Raw genomic sequence first — 21,365 nt, 5'->3', positions numbered from 1 at the left:
GCGACGAGCGGCCCGCAGGCTCCGGTGGTCAGACGACACTCGAGGCGGGCAAGCGAATCGAGACGACCGGGCAACCATCGACGTGCGGACTCGAGCGCTGTGCTGCGCTACCAGGGTCGGTCGTCCTCGTCGTCGACGGTATCGTCCGATCCGTTCGTCTCGTCCTCCGAGTCGGTCTCATCGGTCTCGGTCGGCTCGTCCCGGGGCGACGTCTCGTCGGACTCGATCGGTTCGTCCCACGGATCGCCGTTATCGGTTCCGGCTTCCTCGTCGGACTCGATTGGTTCGTCCCACGGGTCGGTGCTACTCGAGTCGTTCGTCTCGGTCCACGGATCGCTCTCACGATCGGGGTCGGACGCCTCGCTCCAGGGATCGTAACCGGGGCCGGAACCGGGATCGTCGGAATCGTCCCACGAGTCGGCGCCGTCCGCGTCGGCCCAGGGATCCGTTTCCGCCCACGGATCGCCGTCGTCGAGCGCTCGCCCGTCGCTCGAGGATCGATCGGCGCGATGCGACGGGCCACGACTGACACCGGCCCAGTCGTCGTCCCGACCGGTCGCAGCGCCACCGTCTCCCCGAATCGCCGCTCGCTGGTCGGGAATGAGATCGAGGTCGTCGTCCGTATCGCCGAGCAACAGGAGCGCGTAGTACCGGAAGAACGTCGTGATCGGCGCCCAAACCAGCCCCATGAACAGCAGGACGGCCGCGAGCGAGAGCGGGCCGACGACGACGAACAGCAGGAGGCCGATCGGGCCGAGGAGAATCAGGACGAACCACACGATTCCGATGGGAATCATGAGCAAGAGGAGGCCGATGCCGACGACGATCCAGGCGCCGATCAGCACCGCGAGGTAGAGGAACCAGAACAACACCAGATAGACCGCGTACTCGGACCAGTTCGCTGCCAGTGACTTCCGAAACCGCCCCCAGGCGCCGACGACGCCCCGATCCTCGAGGAGCATGATCGGCGCGACGAACGCGTCGGTAAAGCGGCGCACGGCCGAATAGCCGACGTACAGTGTGAAACCGTAGATCGAGTAGAGTCCGAACACCCCCGGCGAGAGATCGCCGAGGCTGCCGCCGCCGGCGGAAATCACGTATGCGGGCGCGGCTCCGAGCGCACTGACGACGAGCAAGAGCCCGAGACGAAAGCAGAACAGACGAGCGCCGTTTCCGACGTTCGCGGCGAAATATCGCCGCACGCGGACCTCGTTCGAGCGTAACGACTCGAGGAACACGAACTCCATGATGGCGGCGACGAACGCGTAACACAGCCACGCCAACAGCGCGAGTCCGGCGAGCGCGAGGACGAACGCGGCGAGTTCGTCGGTCGGCACCGTTCCGTCGAAATTCTCGAGCTGCCACACCTCTCCCGTCGGATCGCCGGAAACCGTCAGTACGTCGCTTCCCGGAACCGACGTGCTGAACCCGAATCCGAGCGAACTCACGAAGACGACGACGAACGCGAGCTTGACCCACGTCCCCGGGCGTATCGGTGTCAGGAAGTCCCGACTGGCCTCGATCGCGTCGCCGAGGTCGTCGATCGCGTCCATACGTACCTGCCGTTCAGTTGCGCTATTGATAACAATACTGTTCTCCGGCTCGAGCAGGCTCCAGTGGCGGCTGTTTGCCCCGAGAACCGCCGCGTCAGGTGTCATTCACCGCCGATACGTCGCTCTGAAAACAGTTCGGGACGCATTTAACCTCGAAGCTCCCACATGCGAGGTATGGACATCCGCCGGCTCGCCCGAGGGACCGTCGAGTGGGATCGCCTCGAGCGCGTAATCCGGACGCTGGCGGATCGCTACGGCCGCGAGGCGGTCCGCGTGGAGTTTCTGGAGGCCGACAACTGGCTGTCGACCCCCTGCGTCATCGACGACGAGTGGTTCGTCAAGATCGTCTCCCGGCAGAACGCGCTGGTTCACGCGCTGTTGACCGCCGGGCGCAACGTCGGCGCGGTGTCGGCGGGTACCGACGGCTTCTTCGGCCGGTTCGATACGCCCCGCGCGATGGTCGAACACGAGCACGAGGCGACCGAGCGCATGCGCGAGATCGGCATCAACGCGCCTCGGCCGATCGACGCCTTCGAGGTCAACGGACTCGGCGTGCTCGTCCTCGAGTACCTCCCCGAGTTTCGCTCGCTCGACGACGCGCCCGACTGGTTAGTCGCCGAGCGCGCGCCGGAACTGTTCGAGATTCTGGCCACGCTGCGCGATCACGGGATGGCCCACGGCGACCTGCGCGCCGAGAACATCCTGTTGTGTGACGGCGAGTTCTACTTCATCGACGCCACCAACGTCCACGACGACCGCGTCGCCGAGACCACCGCCTACGACCTGGCCTGCGCGCTGGCGGTCCTCGAGCCCCGAATCGGGGCTCCCGACGCCGTCGGTGCGGCCGCGTCGGTCTACGAGCCCGAGGAGTTGCTCGCGGCGCGACGGTTTCTGGACTTCGTTCGCCTGCGTCCCGACCACGAGTTCGACGCCAACCGTGTGCGACTCGAACTCGAGCAGGCGGCGGAGCTCCGCCGGCAGTGATCCGCCTCGTTCAGTTCCGTGCATAGACGTGTGGAGACGATTGATGCGGGCGAAACCCCTGGTTTCAGCCGCGCCAACCGATTATCGACCGTATTGGAAAACCCCGCGGCCGCCTGTTTTCGATCGAGATGACAAACGGGTCCGCGAGACGCTGCGCGATCGCGCCGCTCCATCTGAACGGGATTCAGTGATTCGTGGACACAGCTTCCAGCGTCGTGGTTCGCGTTTCCGTCCGTTTCGTTCGGAGCGGTTTCGGCGTACGTTCCTCGTCGGGCCGTATCGACGGATCGATAGCGCGACGAGACGGCTACCGAAGGACTCGAGCGCGCTCCGATACGGGTGAGGGAGGGAGAACGCTTCCCGTAGTTGTAGCCGACACAACAGTTTAGCGGAGAGGTAGGTACCCTTAACAGAGCCATAGTGAACCGTTGGTGGCCAAAATGAACACGTAATGCACCCCGCTGGTCCCGTCGCCGGGCACCGACTGTCGCGGTCGGACCCGGTCCAGACGCCGGAGTGGTATTCGCCGAAACGAGCCGCAGAGACAGCGCTGGCGACCGATCGGGCGAGACTGTTCGGTTCGCCGGTCAGCGACCGGTCGCCGTCGCCGGCGTCGGGAACAGGGACGACGAGGAACGCCTAACGCTATCGTCGCCAACTTACTATGAGAGGAAACGCCCCAAATCGGCATACGGAGGATCGAACGGCGCAGAAAACTGTCCAGATTCTGCTCACCGTCTGTGGTATCGTGTTCCTGGCTCTCGGGCTGGTACTCGCCGCGAGCGGAATGTCCATCAACAGCGCGATCGGTACGGTCTCCGACGAGTTGGGCGGTTCCGGCGCCTCCGACGACTCGGGTACCGCTGCGAGCGACGATTCCGATGCATCCGACGGCGGGAACGAAACGGAGGCCGGTGACTCGAACAGTACCGACGAAACCGACGGTTCGGACGAAACCGGTACCGACAGCGGAGACTCCACCGGAGACGACGGCGGCGACGCCAACGATGGCGACGCCGGCGACGGAGAAACCGATAGCGACGACGGGTCCGACGCGGACGATACCGATGGCGGGAGCGATACGGACGGTAGCGACGAGACCCAGACGCTGACGACGACCGTCGAGGACGCCGACGGCGCACCGGTCGACGGCGCGACCGTCACGGTCGCTCCCGAAAGCGGTTCGAACGAAACGCAAACCGTCGACGGCACCGGTGAAGCCGAGTTCGACCTCGAGGACGGCCAGTACGAGGTGACCGCCAACGCGGACGGCTACGAGACGGCCACCGACTCGGTCACGATCGACGGCGACGACGACTCGATCACGCTGACTCTCGAGAATCAATCCACCGGCGACGGCTCTAACGGAAGCGACGGTGGCAACGAGACCGACGCGAACGACGGCGACGGAACGCACACGCTGACCGTGACCGTCGAGGACGGCAACGGTATGCCGATCAATAACGCGACCGTCACGAGCACGGAGGATACCTTCTTCGGCTCGAGCGAGACACAGAACGTCAACGGGAGTGGCGAAGCGACGTTCGACCTCGAGGATGGGTCGTACACGGTCGCAGCCGAGGCGGACGGGTACGATGAGAATACGAGAGACGTCGAGATCGACGGCGACGACAAGTCGATCACGTTGGTTCTCCAGAAAGACTGACGCCGACCCTCGCGCCTCGAGTAGTCGCCGGAGAGGGTCGCCAAAACGACTCGAACGGCGATCCCGCTACGGGACACGGTTCTCGTGTCCCTTAACCGCAGTCCATCGACGGACCGATTGCGACCGACCGCGGCAGCCCCGTCGCCTTCTATTACTGTTCTCGCTGCGGGCAAACCGATGATCGTTCGGCCGCTCGCATGGCTCGATTCGACGAGAAGACGTGCTATCGAGCTTCGAGAGGGCGCCCCGAACCGATCGAGTGAGGCAGAGCAGCTCTCTATCAGTCGATATCAATAAAAGACAACGCTGTCTGTCGAATTAATTTCTGAACGCACGTCTAATAATTGCTTTCTTGACGTCCGATACTACCGCACATCAACACACATATACGTCCTGAATTGACTTTCAGACTATCGTGATAACACGAACGCTGGAGCGACCACCCAAGGACGCCCGCATGCTGGTCAAGGGTGCGCTCGAACTCGTCGACGACGTCGAGACCTATTACGACACCGGCCGCGGCGTGATCACTGCGAAGACCGGGTTCCGGCTCGGCTTTATCGCCTCGAGTTACGGCGAATCGATTACGATCGACATCCGGTCGGTCGGCGAGGGCGTGACGGAGATTACCGCCACCGGCGAGAAGAACGTCGCCGTCAACGTCGGCGCGAACCCGGAGAAGTACGTACTGGAGTTCGTTCGAACGCTCGATACGCTCGTCGAATATCCGATGGAAGACGTGATCTCGCTGTTGGACGAGCGAACGAGCGACCACAGCAAGGAGGTCGCGTCGCCGACCGATCACCAGGACGGCTCGGCCGTCCTCGCGATGATCGTGCTGGCGATTTTCCTGCTGTTCGGTCTCTCAATCATCGCCATCTAACGCTGCTTACAAAACTACGCTACTTATGGCTCTCAAGCTCATCGGCGGATGCGGTATCGTACTGGGACTCCTGTTACTGCTGGCCGCGTTCGCGCAGCCGGCGACCGTTACGGAGACGAGCACGACGTGCGTCGACACGACGTACTACGGACAGGACTGCTCGACGGTCGAATACGAACGCCCTAACCACACGCGGTCACAGCTGTTCGGCGGCGGCGTGTTCTTCCTGGTTTCGGGGCTGATAACCTACGGCATCGGTGCGTCTCGGAACGGGAACTCGTCGTCACCGACGGGGTCGTCGAGCCTCGGTACCGACTCAACGGACGGGCGAGAGGACAATGCGATGACCCTGCGCGAGCAACTCGACGCGAAGACGAATCGGGAACGGACGGCGGACACCGAACCGTCGGTCCGAACCGACTCGGTCGACGCCGTCGGCGAGACGACCCCACCGACAGCGGAACTGAGCGCCGAGTCGACCCACTCGGCGAGCGACCGAGGGACCTCAGCGTTCCTGAAACTGATCGCGAGCGGACTCGTGGCCGCCCTCGTGCTGACCTGGGTCCTCAGCGGCGCGTTCGTCGTCGAGAGCCCCGTCGGGCGAGCGGTCCTCTTCGCGCTCTGTTCGCTCCCCGGAATCGGACTCTACACCCGGTACTCGTCCGACGAGTCCGCGATCGCAACCCCCGCGACGGAGGGTTCGGACCGATGAATCGCCGCACGTTCCTCAGACGGGGGGCCGCCGGCGTCGCCGTGAGCGCCGTCGTCGGACTGACGCCGCTCAATCCGCTCGCCCCCGATTCGAGGCGCGAAGAACCAAAGGAAACGACGTCGTCGACGGTGCCGTCGGAGGGGTCGAGCGAAACGGAGCAGCCGTCACACTACCTGTGGACCAACGACGTCTTCGGGGGCGTCTCCGGACTCGTCACGGATGCGACCGGCGACGAACTCTACGTCTCGCGCGGTACCGAAGCGAAGCGAATCGATGCGGAAACGGGCGAGGTCGAGTGGGATGTCGAGTCCGAGCAGTCGATCGAAACCCCGGTCACCGTGGGCGACGAGACCGTCTTCGCGGTCGGCCGACACGGGCGATTGCTCGCGGCCGATCGAGAAGACGGCGAACGTCTCTGGTTCGAGGACACGAACGCGTTCTCGCCGGCGCGCCCGACCGTATACGACGAGACCGCGGTCGTCGCCGGGCAGCGCGTGTACGCCCACGATATCGAGTCCGGTGAACGGCAGTGGTCGTCGTCCGATCGATTCACGTCACCGCGGACCCTCCGGTCCGGCCGACACCTCTACGTCGGTGACCACCGGAACACGGCGAAACTGGACCTCCGTGACGGTTCGACGGTCTGGCAGTTCGATAACGGCGACCGCGTCGGCGGACCGTCGTTCAACTTCGTCCTCGCTACCCAACGGAACCTCCTCTTCGGAACGAACGGGAGCACGCTATACGCCGTCGACACGAACAACGGGACTTTGGAGTGGACCGCCGAGGACCCCGGAACGTTCCGGTCGCTGGCTGCGACCGACGGCGGCCTGGTTTACTGTCTCGAAACGGATGCCGGGAACTCGCAGTTCGGTGTGATCGATCTCGACGACCAGAAAATCCTGTGGGAGAAAATCGCCTCGCTCGACTTCGAGGAGTGGGAGTACGGCCGCGTCACCACCAATATAACCGTCTACGGTGGGGCAATCCTCGCTGGTACCTCGTCCGGACACCTCGCGACGATCGATCCGGACGCCGGTCGCTTCCGCACCGCAACGACCGTCCACGACGACGGAATCAACCGGCTGTTCGTCGACGGCGACCGCGCGTATCTGACCGGCAGCCGCGTTCTCCGGGGGATCGATCTCACCGAAACCGCACTCGTCCGGTGAGTACGGACTCGTCCCCGTCCGTTACATCGGCAGCAAAGCGGAAGCTAGCGGCTTTGGTCGTAAGCGGGTGGCGGGACGTCGATCGAGAAAAGGCGTTAGTCGGCGGTGGGGACGTTCATTCGACCGTTACGCTCTTCGCGAGGTTGCGCGGCTTGTCGATCGGTCGCTCGAGCAGGGCGGCAGCGTGGTAGGAGACCAGCTGCAACTGAACGTTCGCGAGCAGCCCCGCCCAGACGGGGTGGGTATCGGGGATCGACAACTGCCTGTCGGCGGCGTCGGCGATCGGATGGTCGTCCGGCGCCACCGCGACGATCGGAGCACCGCGCGTTCGGGCCTCGATCGCGTTCGTCTTCGTCTTCTCGTCGTCGCCCGTGGCGATCGCGAACACCGGCGTCTCCTGGGTCACGAGCGCGAGGGGACCGTGTTTCAGTTCGCCGGCAGCGAAGCCTTCCGCGTGCTCGTAGGTGATCTCCTTGAACTTCAGCGCGCCCTCGAGGGCCACCGAGTGACCCAGGCCGTTGCCGATGAAGAAGTACGAGTCGCTGTCGATGTACTCCCGGGCGAGGGACTCGGCGTTCGTGGTCTCGAGGACGGTTTCGACGTGCTCGGGGAGATCCTCGAGCGACTCGAGCATCGCCTCGCGGTCGTCGACCGGCGTCGCGGTCGGCACGTCGGCGGCGATGCGCTGAGTGAGCAACGCGAGCGTCACCGCCTGCGAGGAGAACGTCTTCGTCGCGGCGACGCCGACCTCCGGACCGGCGCGGATGTAGATCGCGTCGTCGGCCTCACGGGCGGCCGTCGAGCCGACGACGTTAGTGACGGCCAGCGAGCGAGCGCCGCGATCGGTTGCCCTGCGGACCGCATCGAGCGTGTCCGCGGTCTCGCCGCTCTGGGTGACCGCGACGACGAGGGTGTTCTCGTCGACCGGGCCGGCCGTCTGTTCGTACTCGCTCGCACGGAGCACCTCGGCCCGGACGCCGGCCGAGCGCAGCAGCTGACTCCCGTACATCGCCGCGTGATAAGAGGTGCCGCAGGCGACGAACTGGACGGTCTCGACGTCCGCGAACGTCCCCACCGGCAGGTCCTCGAACGCGACGTTGCCGTTCTCGACGCGGCCCTCGATCGTGTTCGAGAGGGCCGTCGGCTGCGTGTCGATCTCCTTTGCCATGTAGTGGTCGTACTCGCCTTTCCCCGCGTCCTCGGGATCCCAGTCGACGGTGTCGACCGACCGTTCGATCGGGTTCCCCGCGACGTCCGTGATCCGGTAGGAATCGGGCTCGAGGACGACCAGGTCGCCGTCCTCGAGGTAGATCACCTCGTCGGTGTGCTCGAGGAACGCCGGGACGTCGCTGGCGAGATACCACTCCTCGTCGTCGAGACCGAGGACGAGCGGCGACCCCTTCCGCGCCGCGTAGACACGCTCCTCGCCGTCGACGATCGCAGCGATCGCGTAGCTTCCCTCGAGTGTTTTGACGGCCTCGCGGACCGCCTGCTCGGTGTCGCCGGTCTCCTCCCGATACTCGTCGATGAGGTGGGGAATGACTTCCGTGTCGGTGTCACTATCGAACTCGTGACCTCGCTCCTGGAGCTCCGCCCGGAGCTCGTCGTAGTTGTCGATGACGCCGTTGTGGACGACGGCGACGTCACCGACTGTGTCCGTATGCGGATGGGCGTTCTCGTCGGTCGGCGGGCCGTGGGTACTCCAGCGCGTGTGGCCGATCCCCATGTTTCCGTGGAGTCCGCGCTCGACCGACGACTTGAGCTCGTCGACCTCTCCCGAGCACTTGCGCACCTTGACGCCGGAGCCGTTCTGGACGGCGATTCCCGCCGAGTCGTAGCCCCGATACTCGAGGTTCTCGAGGCCCGACAGCAGGGTCTCGGTCGCGTCGCCGTGGCCGATGCGGGCGATAATCCCACACATCAGCCGTTCACCTCCGCTCGAGCGGGCGTCTGACGCCGCGTCCTGCGGTCGGACGGCCGTCGAAGCGCGAATCGGGCCGTCGTTCGGGCGGTCGTCGTGACGCGATTCGAGCCAGCAGTCTGGAGGGTCGGAGTGCGTGTCATTGTTTGCTATCACCCGGGTCCGTCCGTGCCGCCGGCGGACCGGGTCACTGCTCGCTCCAACGTCCGTACGGCCCATTACTATACCACGAATAAGATACCGCTTATCGGTTGTATATGGCCGAATTCCGTTTCAGTTGTTGAAATAGTCGCCGTATTGGAATCAAATGGCAGTCGGATTTCGTCATTCGTTCGATTATTCGCTTTCAGATGACGAGTTCGGATCCAAACAAAGGCCCGATCGATCCGCGAACGTGAGCGGTTCAACCGACGCCGCGAGCAAAACCAATCGGCCGTCTCGATCACGGTCGGACCGCTTATCAGGGTGATAATCGTCAGCTCAGCCGCTCAAGGTCGAACAATGCGCAGAACAGCAGTCGGTGGGACAGTCTGAGCCCACCCGGTTTTCCCTACGGGTTCGGGAGCGGTGAGCGCCGTGGGAACGACTATGCCACAGGGTTCTCGACGTCGTCCGTCTCGGTCGAGTCGTCGATCGCCGGATCGGACAGGGTAATAACGTTCTCTCGTCCGACCGACACTTTCTCGATGATCCCGTCGGCGTCGAGCTGGGAGCAGAGTCGACTGACCTTCGACTTCGACCAGTCAGTTTCGTCGGCGATCCGGTGCTGTCGGAGCCGACCGTCGTTGGCGACGAGCAGGCGGACGACCTCCCCCTCGTCGCTCAGCAGTACGGATGGTGTGTCAGGTGCGATATACCGATCGAACGACTGGTGATCGTCGGTTGGCGAGCGGTCCGTTCCTCGCCGCTGGTCCGATTCTGACGACCCGTCTGCGATCGCTGGTCGCGACTGAAGCGTGGGGAGGCTGACGTCTCGGTCAGACAACCCCTCGGCGACGCGAATCGCAACGAGGCCACTGACCAGCAGGAACAGCACCGTGATCAGGGCCATTTCTAGGGCCGACGTCCGCCCCAGGAGTGACGTCCCGGACGAGAGCACATCGCTATCGCCGACGAGAGTCGAGACGATCGCACGCGTGTCGAGTCCGTGCTCCGGCGTGCGGATCGCATCGATCCGAACTGGTGCGTGCATCGACGCGAGCGGGACGAAAGCTCCGATCTGGGGCAGTGAGACCATGGGTGTTCGGTTCTGTGACGGTCGACGGTGGCCTGTCGACGTTGGAACGTCAGTGGAATCTCGTCGACCGTATCGGAACATGGGCGTTCTCCCCTCTTCATTATAGGTCCGTATAAGCCCGTTTAACAGTATTCTAAGCGGCTGTCGTCGCAGTTTCCTAAATCGGCGGTTCGTCGCCGGGAAGGGGGGGTCACTCGTCGGATTCGTCTGTTGCAATCGTTTATCCCGGCTATAGTAAACCGCCCCAGCCTTCTCGGTTCGATCGAAGACCAAGAGCGGCACAGGCCCGGACAGTCACCGTTGCACGCGATCGTGTAACGGCCCAGAACCCGTCTCAACCATGACTACGACACTGAGCGACACGAAGAACCGAGCGGACGAACGGCACAGCGAGTACGCCTTCCAGTCGGACAGCGAGGAACACGCCGACGAACAGTCCGGCCAGACAGCGACGATCTGCGTCGTCGGCCTCGGCTACGTCGGGCTTCCGCTCGCGGTCGGTTTCGCGCAGTCGGACTACCGCGTTATCGGCTACGACGTCGACGAGTCGACGGTCGACCGGCTGCAGTCCGGCGTCGATACGACCGGCGACCTTTCGGACGAGGCGGTTCAGAACGACGATATCTCCTACACGACCGATGCCAGCCAGATCGGTGACGCGGATTACGTCATCATCGCCGTCCCGACGCCCATCGACGAGGACGACCGGCCGGACCTGAACTACGTCGAGAGCGCCGCGACCACCGTCGGCTCGAAGATGAAACCCGGGACGACGGTGATCCTCGAGTCGACTGTCTACCCGGGGACGACGCGCGAGGTTCTCGTTCCTGCACTCGAGGACGCCTCGGATCTCACCGCGGGCGAGGGGTTCTTCGTCGGCTACTCGCCGGAGCGCGCGACGCCCGGCGACGAGGAACACGGTCTCGCGGACGTCGTCAAGGTCGTCGGCGCCCAGGACGAGAAGGTCCTCGAGGACGTGGCGGCCCTCTACGAGTCGGTCGTCGACGCGGGCGTCCACCGCGCGCCGTCGATCGAGGTCGCCGAGGCCAGCAAGGTCGTCGAGAACACCCAGCGAGACCTCAACATCGCCTTCGTTAACGAGCTCTCGATGGCCCTAGAGCGGATGGACGTCGACACCCAGGCGGTCCTCGAGGCCGCGGGCACGAAGTGGAACTTCCACGACTATCGGCCGGGGCTGGTCGGCGGTCACTGCATTCCGGTCGACCCGTACTTCCTGGCCCATCGATCGGCTCGCGAAGGGTTCGAGCCCGAACTCGTGCGCACGAGTCGAACGGTCAACGAGTCGGTCCCCGACCACGTCGCCGAGCTGACGATCAAGGCGCTGAACAACTGCCACAAGACGCTTCGAGACAGTCGCGTCCTCGTTCTTGGACTGTCGTACAAGTCCGGCGTCGGCGACATCCGGAGCTCGAAGGTCGCGGACGTCGTCGAGCGCCTCGCGGAGTACGATATCGACATCGCGGGCTTCGATCCGTTCGCGGACGACGAGACGGTCGAAGACGCGTTCGAACTGGACGTCCAAGAACGCCTCTCGTTCGAGGGATTCGACGCCGTCGTGGTCGCGACACCCCACGCGGAGTTCGAGCAACTCGATCTCGAGGCGGTAGCCTCCGAACTCGCCGAGGACCCGGCGCTGGTCGACGTGACCGGAACGTTCGACGAAGACGCGGCCTGCGAAGCGGGGTTCGTCTACCGACGGTTATGACGGCACGCTCCCACCCGACCTCGACGGGAACGAAGCGAGTCGTCGTGACGATCCAGCATCCGGGTCACGTCCACTTCTTTCGCCACCCCATCGCGGAGCTTCGGTCCCGCGGCCACGAGGTCCACGTCTTCGCCCGCGAGAGCGACGTGGCGATCGACCTCCTCGAGGCCTACGACATCGACCACGAGGTGCTCGCCGGCGCGTCCGACTCGCTGGTCTCGCTGGCCGCAGTTCAGGCGACCTACGAGGCGAAGCTGCTGGCCCGGGCCCGTCGGATCGATCCGGACGTCATCACGGCGATCGGCGGCGTCGCCGCCGCCCACGTCGCCGCAGCGTTGCGGACGACGAGCGTCGTCTTTTACGACACCGAACACGCGACGCTCATCACGAAGCTCGCCTACCCGTTCGCGGACGTGATCTGCACGCCGTCGTGCTATCGGGGGGAGATCGGTTCGAAACAGGTACGCTATCCGGGCTACCACGAACTCGCCTACCTCCACCCCGACCGATTCGAGCCGGATCCGACCGTCCTCGAGTCGGTCGGGCTCTCGCCGGACGACCGATTCGCCGTCGTTCGACTCAGTAGCTGGGAAGCCTCCCACGACGTCGGCCACGGCGGGTTCGACGACCCCCGCGAGGTCGTCGACCGGCTCGAGGACGCCGGCGTCGAGGTCCTGCTCTCGGCCGAGGGCGAACCGCCCGCGGAGCTCGCGGGCTACGCCTTCGAGACGGCGCCCGAGCGACTCCACGACCTGCTCGCGCACGCCGATATCGTCCTGAGCGAGGGCGCGACGACCGCAGCGGAAGCCGCGGTCCTCGGCACGCCGTCGGTCTACGTCAACCCGCTCTCGCTGGGGTACACGACGGAGCTCGACGCGGAGTACGGTCTCCTGTTCGAGTACACCGGCGAACGGCGACACGTCCGCGGACTCGAGCGGGCCGTGTCGGTCCTCGAGGAGCCGTCCGAAACGTGGACGCAACGCCATCAGCAGTTGCTGTCGGAACGGATCGACGTGACCGACCTCGTCGTCGAACAGCTAGAAACGCACGCGCGAACGCCCGAACCGGATCGCTCGACCGCCACGACGAATCCGACCGAACCATGAACGTACTCCAATTGGTCACCTCACCGCGGCCGTTTTTCGACCACCAGGTATCGGTCCTCGAGGAGCGCGGCGTCGACTGCACGGTCTGTACCGTCCCCGGAGCGGACGACGCCGGCGGCCGATCGCCGGCGGACTACGCCCGGTTCTATCCGGCCGTCCTCTCGGAGATCCGCTCGGGCGAGTACGATCTGATCCACGCGAACTACGGGCTCACGACGCCGTTCGCATTCGCCCAGCCGACTCGGCCCGTCGTGGTGAGTCTCTGGGGCACGGACCTGATGAGCGACCACTCGTGGCTCCGGTGGCTCAGTCGACGTGCGGCCCGCGCGGCCGACGCGACGGTCGTTCCGAGTCAGCCCATGTCCGAGGCGCTCGAGACCGACCACCACGTGATCCCCTTCGGCGTCGACACCGGGCAGTTCAGGCCGATTCCCCAGGTAGAGGCCCGAGAACACGTCGGCTGGGAGACCGACCGACCGATCGCGCTCTTCCCGTACGACACCGAGCGCGCGGTCAAGGACTTCCCGCGGGCGCGCCGACTCGTCGAACGGGCCGACGCCGACCTCGAGTTACGTCCGGTCTGTGGCGTCGACTACGAAGAGATTCCCTACTACATGAACGCCAGCGACGTCCTCCTCGTCACGTCGAAACGCGAGAGCGGACCGATGGTCGTCAAAGAGGCTGCCGCGTGTAACCTGCCGATCGTCTCGACCGACGTCGGTTTCGTCCGCGAGACGATCGGCGATGTAACCGCCTGCGTCGTCAGCGACGACGACGACGACCTGATCGCCGGCCTCGAGCGGGTCGCCGCCGTTCGCGGGCGGTCCGACGGCCGCGACGTCATCGACGGACTGCGCCTCGAGGCGCTGGGAGACCGCCTCCACGAAGTGTACCGACGCGTCCTCGAGCGCCCCGACCGCTCGGGGCAGCCTACGGGGGTGGGCCATGGGACGTAATCCGGTCGGGCGGCTCTCGGAGCTTCGACCGTTTCGACTCGACACCGTCGCGGCGATCGGTGGACTCCTGATCGCACTGGTGTTGTTCCCCTTGCGATTCTTCGCGTCGCAGGTCTATCTCAACACCGTCCCAGTGGTCCTCGGGACGGCGTGTATCCTGTACCTCGTCTATCTGTATCAACGACAGCAGACGACCGACGACGCCCGCCTGACGCTCCCGTCGAAGGTAACGATGTCGCTCCCGACGGTCGTCCTCCTCGGGCTCGCGGCGATGGTCGTCCTGACGGTCCTCGAGGGCGCTCGAACGGTCCCGTTTTTCGTCCTCGCGAGCGTCGTCGGGGCCCTCGTGGTCGGCCAGATCTGCTTCGCGAGCGACCGGGACTTCAACGCCCGACTGTTGTTGCTGCAAGTCGTCCTCTTCGCGCTCGTCTTCCGCGGGACCGCGCTCTACGCGACGCCTGGGTTCATCGGGATCGACGTCTGGACGCACATGGGGCTGACCGAACAGATCGTGACGGAGGGGCGCGTCGGCGCGATCTCCCACGATAAGCACTACGCCTCGCCGTTCTACCACCTGCTGGTCACCGCTTCGTCGATGCTGTTCGACGTGTCGCTGCGCTCCGCGCTGTACCTCACGCTCGGCGTCGTGATGCCGATCTCGGTCCTGCTCGTCTACGCCGGGGGGAACCTGCTCGTCTCGAAGCGGTGGGCGACGCTGGCGGCGGCGGTGTACGCGCTCGCCAGTCACGTGTCGATGTGGGGGCTCCACCTCATCCCGACGAGTATGGGGCTGGTCTTCTTCCTCGCGATGCTGTACGCGTTGCTCCGGGTGATGCGCATCGAGTACACGACCCGGGACTTCGTGCTGTTGCTCCTCTCGAGCGTCGCCGTGATCCTCACCCACCAGGTGTCGACATTCATCATGCTCGTGTTGCTGCTCGCGGCGTTCGTCGCCCAGATGGTCTTCGAGATCGGCCCGCTCGGGCTGACGCGACTCGACTCGAGCGTGTTCCGGACGAAGAAGCCGGTCAACCTCGTCGGCCTCGTCGTCTTCAACGTCGGGCTGACCATCTTCGTCTGGTCGCTGACGCCGTACCGCCAGAACTCGTTCCTCGCGACCGTGCTGAGCTACTTCCGCCAGACCGTCGAGGAGAGCGCCGGCTTCCTCAACATCGCGAGCGGTTCGAGCGGTGGCGAGGAGGCCGGGGCCGCAGAGGCGGTGACGACGCTGCTCGACCAAGTCGTCCCCTACGTCGAAGAGCTGGGCTTTCTCTTCCTGCTCGGGGCGACGTTCGTCGGCTGCCTGTACATCGTCCACCGGCGCCGGGCCGAGCAGTCGGTGTTCACGCTGCTGCTCGCGGCGGCGTTCATGCTGGTGTTCGTCATGGGGTTCCCGATGTTCGGGATCCACACGTTCATCCCGAACCGCTGGTTCGCGTTCCTCTACGCGCCGATGGCGATCCTCGGTGCGATCGGACTGCGAACGCTCGATCGGGGGCTCGCGCCCGCGCTGGTCGTCGTCGTCCTCCTGCTGTTCACGCTCGTCTACCCGGGCGCGATGATCGTGGCCTCGGAGAGCAACATCGACAATCCGGTCTTCGAGGAACACCACGAACAACTCGCCTACGAGGAGTCGGAGCTGGCCGCAGTCGGATCGATCGGCGAGATGACCGGTTCACCCGACGGCAGCGAGATCCGACCAGACCAGCGGCTGTACACCGACCATCCGTATCAGACGCTGTTCGGCCGGACCGGCGCCTATCCGTCGACGGACACCGCGACGGTCCCGGACGGCGGGGCCGCCGACCACGACTACGTGGTCTATCGGACGGCCGCCGCGAACGAGGCGGTCTACTTCGCTAACGCCGACGGAGCGGGCCGGATCGAGCAGGCCACTGCGGACCGGCTCTGTGGCCCGAACCAGGCCACGGTGTACACGAACGGCGACGTAACGATGTGTACGCCCTCGCCGGCCACCGAGTAGGCCACGGGCGTCACTGCGACTCTCGCTGTCTCCGTTTCTCGATCGAATCGACATCGACGTCTCAACGGAAGCGAGCGTTGATATCTCGAGGCCACTGAGCACAGCGACACCGTCGTCACGAGAGCGTCCGGTACCGGTGCGATTCGATCGCACCGAGCGACACGGTATCGACCTCGAGCCCCTTTCTCTCTCGAGCCGTCGCTTTACTCGTATTCCGCCGACGGAGTTGCGTCTCCCGAACGCAGACTTCAGATACCGTTCCGATGATCCGCTGGTTCACTCGAGTCGTGACCCTCTGACTCGAGCCGTGACCGACTACACCCGAATCGCGGATGCTCGAAAACGGAGCGCCAGCCGAACCAATGGTGGCGATTGCAGCGCGATCAGCGGCCGTCGGCGACCGACGGGGACCGGCTGTTTCGGCGTCAGTTCGAGACGGCTGTCACGGCTCGAGATAGCCGTGTAGCCATCGCCAGATGTCAGATTGACCCGTGGCGCCCGTCGGACAGCCACAGCGCTGTGAGAGCGATCACGAATCGATCTGACGGAAGAGCAGCGGCGACAGCCCGTCCGTGACGAACTGGCGGACCTACCCGAGAAGATAGCGACGACGTAGTCGAAAAAGCCGCCGTAATTGGCCGTCGGCGCCGAGGGGAACGGCCACAGGACGACCCGAACCACGATCCCGCGTTCCGGTCGTGTCGGATCGTATACGTCAGGTACCACGTGAACGGCGTGAGCGAGCGCGAACGCACCCCGCGCTATCGGCTCTCGACACCACGACGACCGGCGACGACGGCGAGAACGAGCTAGAACAGCGGCGCGACGAACGGCGAGTGGTCGATCCTATCGATAGCATGGCGCCGGCCATCCAGAACGGCGGCTCGTCGACAGAATCTGGTAGAAGGCTCCGATGACGATACCGATCGTCCCGCGTCGACGGCGACCTGCGATCGATTACGCGCTCAGCGAGTACGGTGCGTACGCGACGGCGAGCGTTCTCAGGACTACGGCTATTCGACCACGACCGGAAGATGCATCGTTCGGTAGGCGTCCTCGGCCGCTGGCTCCGACGGCGCCTCCCCCTGGTAGAGCAACACCGTGATCCGAAGATCGTCGCCGGACATCGTCGGCGTGATCTCGAGTGACTGCTTGCGCGTCTCGCCGTCGGCGACCGTCACAGACGCCCGGGCGAGTTCGTTGCGCTCCGTGACGTTCGCCTCGTCGCCGTCCCCCTGTTCGACTCGTTCGAGCAGGACGACCGTCGTGTAGTCGCGTTCGGCGTGTTCCTGGTTCGTGATCGTCACCTGCAGGTCTTCGGCCTGGCCGGCGGTGTACGTCGAGTTGTACATCGTGTCGGTCTCGCCCGTGACGTTCTCGGTTTCGACCGAAAGCTCAGTGAAGCCGTCACCCTGTGGCGGGTTGGTGGCCGCGAACCCGGCGCTCGCGAGCAGCACCACCAGCCCGACGGCGATCGCGACGTTGTACGGTCGCGGATTGAGTCGCTCGTAGACGTTCGGTCGCTCCCGGGAGAAGAATAGCGACCCCACAGATACCGATGGTGCGAACCGTCGCTCCGCCGGACACCGGTAGCGAGACGCGATCGCGAGCAGCGACAGCACGACGGTCAGCGACGCAAGCCCGAGGAGCACCGTTTCCGCAGTGATACCCCGAGGGGTAACGGACGCGAAAAGGGTGACCGCCGGAACGAGGGCGATACTAAAGACGACCGACAGGACGAACCGTTCGACCGACTCGAGTCCACCGCTCACCAGACGCGGCGTCTCGAGTCCGGTTTTCAGTGTATCGAACGACTGGTACTCGTCGGTCGGTTCTGACGGAAACAGGATCGAGACGAACGCATACCCGGGAAGACAGAGAACCATCGGGAGTGCTATCGCGGTTCGTATCACGCCGTCGATTCCGGAAACGATGCCGAATGTGAGGGCGCCGGTAAACGCGATCACCGCCGCCAAATCGAGGAACCACCATTGACTGTCGCTCATTATCGGCGTTATTCGACCGGCGTGTGGTTTATTATCGGCCCGATAAGCCGCTTTGACCCGGTCAATCGGGGGGTCTTCACCCCGGGATATACCAGATATCAGATACTAATTCGACTTAAGTACCTTTCGTCCGTTCTAGAGCGTCCCAACCGTCACAACAATAGGAAATTCAGTACAGTATCTTTGATATATTTACGGATTTTAGATATAGTAACAAAATAACGTCTTATTCACGAATGTGCCGAATTATGGCCCAACAGCACCTGTGCTGCTGTTTTAAAATAAAGTAAAAGAATCGATTGCGTTCGTGAAAATAGTTAAAACGAGTTCGGTTGAGAGATACGGTTTCCACCCTTTATTACACACTTCTGAATAGGGGAGATTGGCGCAATGAACGCAGCACATATCAGCTCCGAAGGAAATGCTGAGGAAGAGACGGCCGATGCAGACGAGCGGCCCGCTGACGAGGCGTCGCTCTCCAAAGACGATATCTTCCATCTCCTGCAAAACGAACGCCGTCGGCTGGTTCTCAGGTACCTTCGTGGCACCACTGAGCCCGTGCGTATGCGGGATATCGCCGAACAGGTCGCGGCGTGGGAACACGATACGACCGTCGAGGAGCTCACGTCGAAACAACGCCAGCGCGTCTACATTCCGCTCTACCAGTCCCACCTCTCGAAGCTCGACGAAGCGGGACTCATCGACTATCAGAAGAATCGCGGCATCGTCGAACGGCAACCGCTCGCGGATATGGTCGATCAGTACCTGCAGGACGCTCCGGAGACGGACTCGAGCGACGAGGACGAGTCTGACGCGGGGCTGGACGATTACTATGTCGGCTCGACGGTCCTCGGATTCGCGCTGCTGCTCGGCGCGGTACTCGAACTGCCGTTCACGACGTTCCTCTCTGGAATCGCGCTGAGCGCCTGTATCCTGCTGCTGTTTACGGTATCGACGATCAAACGGCTCCTTGATTGATTCCTGACGTCGTCGCTACTGCGATACGGCGTGTTTCTCGAGTCGGCTCAGACAAGCAGTGCGACCGCGACGAGCGCGATCGCCAGCATCGACGTCCCAAGTACTGCGAGCCCCGCGAGTCGAACGAGTCTCCAGAGTCCCAGCCCGCTCGAGCCGTTCCTACTGGCGGCGTCCGATCGGACTGTTCGGCGGTCGACGAGTCCCTGTTCCGCGTCGAACTCGACGTGGCCCGTTGCGTCGAGTTCCGGAAGGCGATACTGGTGGAGTTGTTCGTGAACGGCTGCCCACGTTTCCACTGGGGGCCGAGCCGGATGGATCAGTTCGTCGGTGACTTCGTCGACGGTGACGGGCGTCTCCATCCCGTCCAGAACGGACAACAGCTCGGTATTGGAGTCCGGGACGAATTCGGCCGCGGAATCGGCGGTCGATGAGTCGGTTGATGGATCCCGGTAGATGGTGACACCCGAAACCGTCTCGGCCTCGGCGTTGGCGGGGCCGTCTTCGGACGGCTCCGACGGTGTCGCGAACAACCAAGACGGCGTCAGACGCATATTCCGCGGTAATCTTGCGTGGTATATAAGTATTGTTACGGTTGAACTGGGCAAACGATTTGTCGTCGGCCTAAACGAGTAGAAACAACCGTTTAGATCGTCGAAAGTGATCGATACCGCAGCCGAAATCGGCGCCAACGGTTACGTGGTCGCGAACTCCGGCGGGGCGAGCCACGGGAGCGATACCTCGGACGGCGCGGTCCAGCACTCGAGCCACGTTCGGAGATCGACGAGCCGCAGCTTGTGTCTGACCGGCAGATCGTGGACGTGCTCGAGGTCGTTCAGATACCGCCGGTCGAACTCGTAGCGATCGAACAGCGTCCGGCGATCCGGCCACGGCGGCTCGAACGACTCGAGAAGCGGCGTCTTCCGGCGGACGAAGCGCTCGACCTCGTTGAGGATCGTCTCGTCGTGTGGCCGGTCCGGCGGCCTGTGTCGCAGGATGTCGTCGTCGATCCGCGTACAGGCCTCGAGGAACGTCTCCGTCGTGCGGTGTTCCGGCGGCGCTCGGAGGTGCCAGTCGAGCAGTTCGCGGTCGATGGCGGGAAACGACGTCACGAACTGGTCGGCCAGGTGCGTGTGAAACGGCATCGAAGGCTGGTTAGAGATCCCGACGCAGGTGAGCGTGTTCTGTACCGTGTCCGCGCGCGACGACCGCGCGTCGAGTTCGTCGGCGATCGCGTCCCTGACGAACGTCTCCGGATCGACGCCGAACGACGTTCGTTCGGCGAGGTCGCGACTGGCGTCCCGGCTGTAACCGAAGGTCTCGAGCAGTTCCTCGACGGGATCGGGATCGGATTCGAGTCGCCCGGTCGGAATTTGCTTGTCGAGGACGTCGACGGTCTTCTCGGCGGTGAAGTGGCCGCGGAGGAACGTATCACAGAGTAGTCCGTGATACATCGTATCGACGGCCATCTCGTCGGCGTAGCCGGCGTGGTGGATGTGCAGCGATTCCTTGATCCCCTGCGAGTAGCGGACCTTCGATTCGTCGGGGCGGAGATACCGTTCGTCCGGCGGAAACGCCGTGTGAGTCGCTCCGTACTGGTCGGCGAGGCGACCCGCCACCTGGACTTCCCGCGCGCTGGGCGAGCCGACGGTGTAACTCCGCTTGATATCGGTGATCCCCGTGAGGAGGATCCGCGAGTCGTAGCCCGCCGACAGGAGGAGGCCCTTGGTTCCGGACAGCGCCGAGCGCCGCCGAAACGCCCGTTCGAGGCGTTCGGCGAGTTCGGCGACGTAGTCGAACGACTCCGGACGGTAGACGAACCGCTTCAGGGCGTCGACCGAGTCGGCCTCGAGCACGCTGTCGATCGGTAGTCGATGCAGTTCCGAGACGGCGGTCTTCTCGCCGAGGGCCACGCCGAGGTGGAGGAATTCGAGGACACCGTCTCGGTTAACCGTCGGCTCGGGAACCGTTCGCCCGACTTCGGCGGCGTCGGTCCCGAAGACGCGAGTTCCCGACGCGTCAGTGTAGAAGCACTCGCGGGACCGGACGGGATCCGTCGCGACGAACGCATTGCCCGTGCCGGCGTCGACGAGGGCCAGATACGAGCCGTTGAGCAAGTCCAAGGCGTCGCGGCCCACTTGCTCGTAGCGCTCGAGCAGCCAGCGCGCGGCGTTTGACTCGTCGCCCGGGACGTACGCTTCACCCCAGACGACACATCGGGCGTCGCCGTCCGCGTAGCTGGCGGTCCAGCCGGTCGCGCCGAGCGCGTCGTCTCTGATACCGACGGTGATGGACGATCCCGTCAGTATCCGATCGAACTCGTCGCTGGCTCTGTGTCGCTCGAACGTCTCTCTGTCACCGAATACGCCGAAGAGTTCCCTATTCATCGAAGACCACCGTCGCGACGCGCGATCGAGGGGACGACGCCGAGTCGACCGATCGACGACCGACCGGCGGTTCGCTCGTCCGGCTGCCTCCGATCGC

The 21,365-nt window shown here is 64.3% G+C and carries 17 protein-coding genes; 10 read left to right on the top strand and 7 right to left on the bottom strand.

What is annotated here, in order from left to right; all coding sequences use genetic code 11:
• Window positions 1–107: 107 nt before the first annotated feature.
• Window positions 108–1,553, bottom strand: coding sequence for a DUF7544 domain-containing protein (locus HTUR_RS05690; protein ID WP_012942347.1), 1,446 nt, complete (start codon window positions 1,551–1,553; stop codon window positions 108–110).
• A gap of 174 nt (window positions 1,554–1,727) precedes the next feature.
• On the opposite strand from HTUR_RS05690, the gene HTUR_RS05685 reads away from it, so the two are divergent.
• The 5 genes from HTUR_RS05685 to HTUR_RS05660 all read left to right on the top strand — a co-directional run bounded on the left by HTUR_RS05685 (window position 1,728) and on the right by HTUR_RS05660 (window position 6,970).
• Complete coding sequence (locus HTUR_RS05685) at window positions 1,728–2,537, top strand: RIO1 family regulatory kinase/ATPase domain-containing protein (protein ID WP_012942346.1); 810 nt, start codon at window positions 1,728–1,730, stop codon at window positions 2,535–2,537.
• A 664-nt stretch (window positions 2,538–3,201) separates the two neighbouring features.
• Window positions 3,202–4,203, top strand: a complete 1,002-nt coding sequence (locus HTUR_RS05675; protein WP_012942345.1) for a carboxypeptidase-like regulatory domain-containing protein — start codon at window positions 3,202–3,204, stop codon at window positions 4,201–4,203.
• 415 nt (window positions 4,204–4,618) lie between these two features.
• Window positions 4,619–5,086, top strand: coding sequence for a hypothetical protein (locus HTUR_RS05670; RefSeq protein WP_226377481.1), 468 nt, complete (start codon window positions 4,619–4,621; stop codon window positions 5,084–5,086).
• Between the two features lie 25 nt (window positions 5,087–5,111).
• Complete coding sequence (locus HTUR_RS05665; protein WP_012942343.1) at window positions 5,112–5,798, top strand: hypothetical protein; 687 nt, start codon at window positions 5,112–5,114, stop codon at window positions 5,796–5,798.
• Window positions 5,795–6,970 carry an outer membrane protein assembly factor BamB family protein gene (locus HTUR_RS05660; protein ID WP_012942342.1) on the top strand — a complete coding sequence of 392 codons (1,176 nt, stop codon included), beginning with the start codon at window positions 5,795–5,797 and terminating at the stop codon, window positions 6,968–6,970. The genes HTUR_RS05665 and HTUR_RS05660 overlap by 4 nt, the downstream gene beginning before the upstream one ends.
• A gap of 115 nt (window positions 6,971–7,085) precedes the next feature.
• On the opposite strand, the gene glmS is transcribed toward HTUR_RS05660, so the two are convergent.
• From glmS to HTUR_RS05650, 3 genes are all read right to left on the bottom strand, one after another.
• Window positions 7,086–8,891: a glutamine--fructose-6-phosphate transaminase (isomerizing) gene (gene glmS / locus HTUR_RS05655; RefSeq protein WP_012942341.1), complete on the bottom strand. Its 1,806-nt coding sequence runs from the start codon at window positions 8,889–8,891 to the stop codon at window positions 7,086–7,088.
• Entirely contained in the window at window positions 8,891–9,034 is a 144-nt protein-coding gene (locus HTUR_RS27260) for a hypothetical protein (protein ID WP_187291471.1), read from the bottom strand. Before HTUR_RS27260 ends, glmS begins: the two co-directional genes overlap by 1 nt.
• 443 nt (window positions 9,035–9,477) lie before the next feature.
• A complete protein-coding gene (locus tag HTUR_RS05650; RefSeq protein ID WP_012942340.1) occupies window positions 9,478–10,128 on the bottom strand; it encodes a helix-turn-helix transcriptional regulator in 651 nt (216 codons plus the stop codon).
• Window positions 10,129–10,468: 340 nt separating this feature from the next.
• Here HTUR_RS05650 and HTUR_RS05645 point away from each other — a divergent pair, with 340 nt between their 5' ends.
• From HTUR_RS05645 to HTUR_RS05630, 4 genes are read left to right on the top strand one after another with little or no spacing between them, the layout of a single operon-like run.
• Window positions 10,469–11,854, top strand: coding sequence for a nucleotide sugar dehydrogenase (locus HTUR_RS05645; protein WP_012942339.1), 1,386 nt, complete (start codon window positions 10,469–10,471; stop codon window positions 11,852–11,854).
• Window positions 11,851–12,960 carry a DUF354 domain-containing protein gene (locus HTUR_RS05640; RefSeq protein WP_012942338.1) on the top strand — a complete coding sequence of 370 codons (1,110 nt, stop codon included), beginning with the start codon at window positions 11,851–11,853 and terminating at the stop codon, window positions 12,958–12,960. Before HTUR_RS05645 ends, HTUR_RS05640 begins: the two co-directional genes overlap by 4 nt.
• Window positions 12,957–13,916, top strand: a complete 960-nt coding sequence (locus HTUR_RS05635; RefSeq protein ID WP_012942337.1) for a glycosyltransferase family 4 protein — start codon at window positions 12,957–12,959, stop codon at window positions 13,914–13,916. The genes HTUR_RS05640 and HTUR_RS05635 overlap by 4 nt, the downstream gene beginning before the upstream one ends.
• Complete coding sequence (locus tag HTUR_RS05630) at window positions 13,906–15,900, top strand: glycosyltransferase family 39 protein (RefSeq protein ID WP_012942336.1); 1,995 nt, start codon at window positions 13,906–13,908, stop codon at window positions 15,898–15,900. The genes HTUR_RS05635 and HTUR_RS05630 overlap by 11 nt, the downstream gene beginning before the upstream one ends.
• Window positions 15,901–16,913: 1,013 nt before the next feature.
• Here the strand turns inward: HTUR_RS05630 and HTUR_RS05625 are convergent.
• A complete protein-coding gene (locus HTUR_RS05625; protein WP_012942335.1) occupies window positions 16,914–17,906 on the bottom strand; it encodes a DUF1616 domain-containing protein in 993 nt (330 codons plus the stop codon).
• Between the two features lie 390 nt (window positions 17,907–18,296).
• Between HTUR_RS05625 and HTUR_RS05620 the strand changes: the two genes are divergently transcribed.
• Window positions 18,297–18,884: a DUF7344 domain-containing protein gene (locus tag HTUR_RS05620; RefSeq protein ID WP_012942334.1), complete on the top strand. Its 588-nt coding sequence runs from the start codon at window positions 18,297–18,299 to the stop codon at window positions 18,882–18,884.
• Between the two features lie 47 nt (window positions 18,885–18,931).
• On the opposite strand, the gene HTUR_RS05615 is transcribed toward HTUR_RS05620, so the two are convergent.
• Together HTUR_RS05615 and HTUR_RS05610 are read right to left on the bottom strand one after the other, a co-directional pair.
• Window positions 18,932–19,435, bottom strand: a complete 504-nt coding sequence (locus HTUR_RS05615; RefSeq protein ID WP_012942333.1) for a hypothetical protein — start codon at window positions 19,433–19,435, stop codon at window positions 18,932–18,934.
• 141 nt (window positions 19,436–19,576) lie between these two features.
• Window positions 19,577–21,268, bottom strand: a complete 1,692-nt coding sequence (locus HTUR_RS05610; RefSeq protein WP_012942332.1) for a hypothetical protein — start codon at window positions 21,266–21,268, stop codon at window positions 19,577–19,579.
• Window positions 21,269–21,365: the final 97 nt, after the last annotated feature.

This window comes from Haloterrigena turkmenica DSM 5511 (assembly GCF_000025325.1).
GTDB classification, from domain to species: domain Archaea; phylum Halobacteriota; class Halobacteria; order Halobacteriales; family Natrialbaceae; genus Haloterrigena; species Haloterrigena turkmenica.
This window is presented reverse-complemented; position numbering and strand designations above follow the sequence as displayed.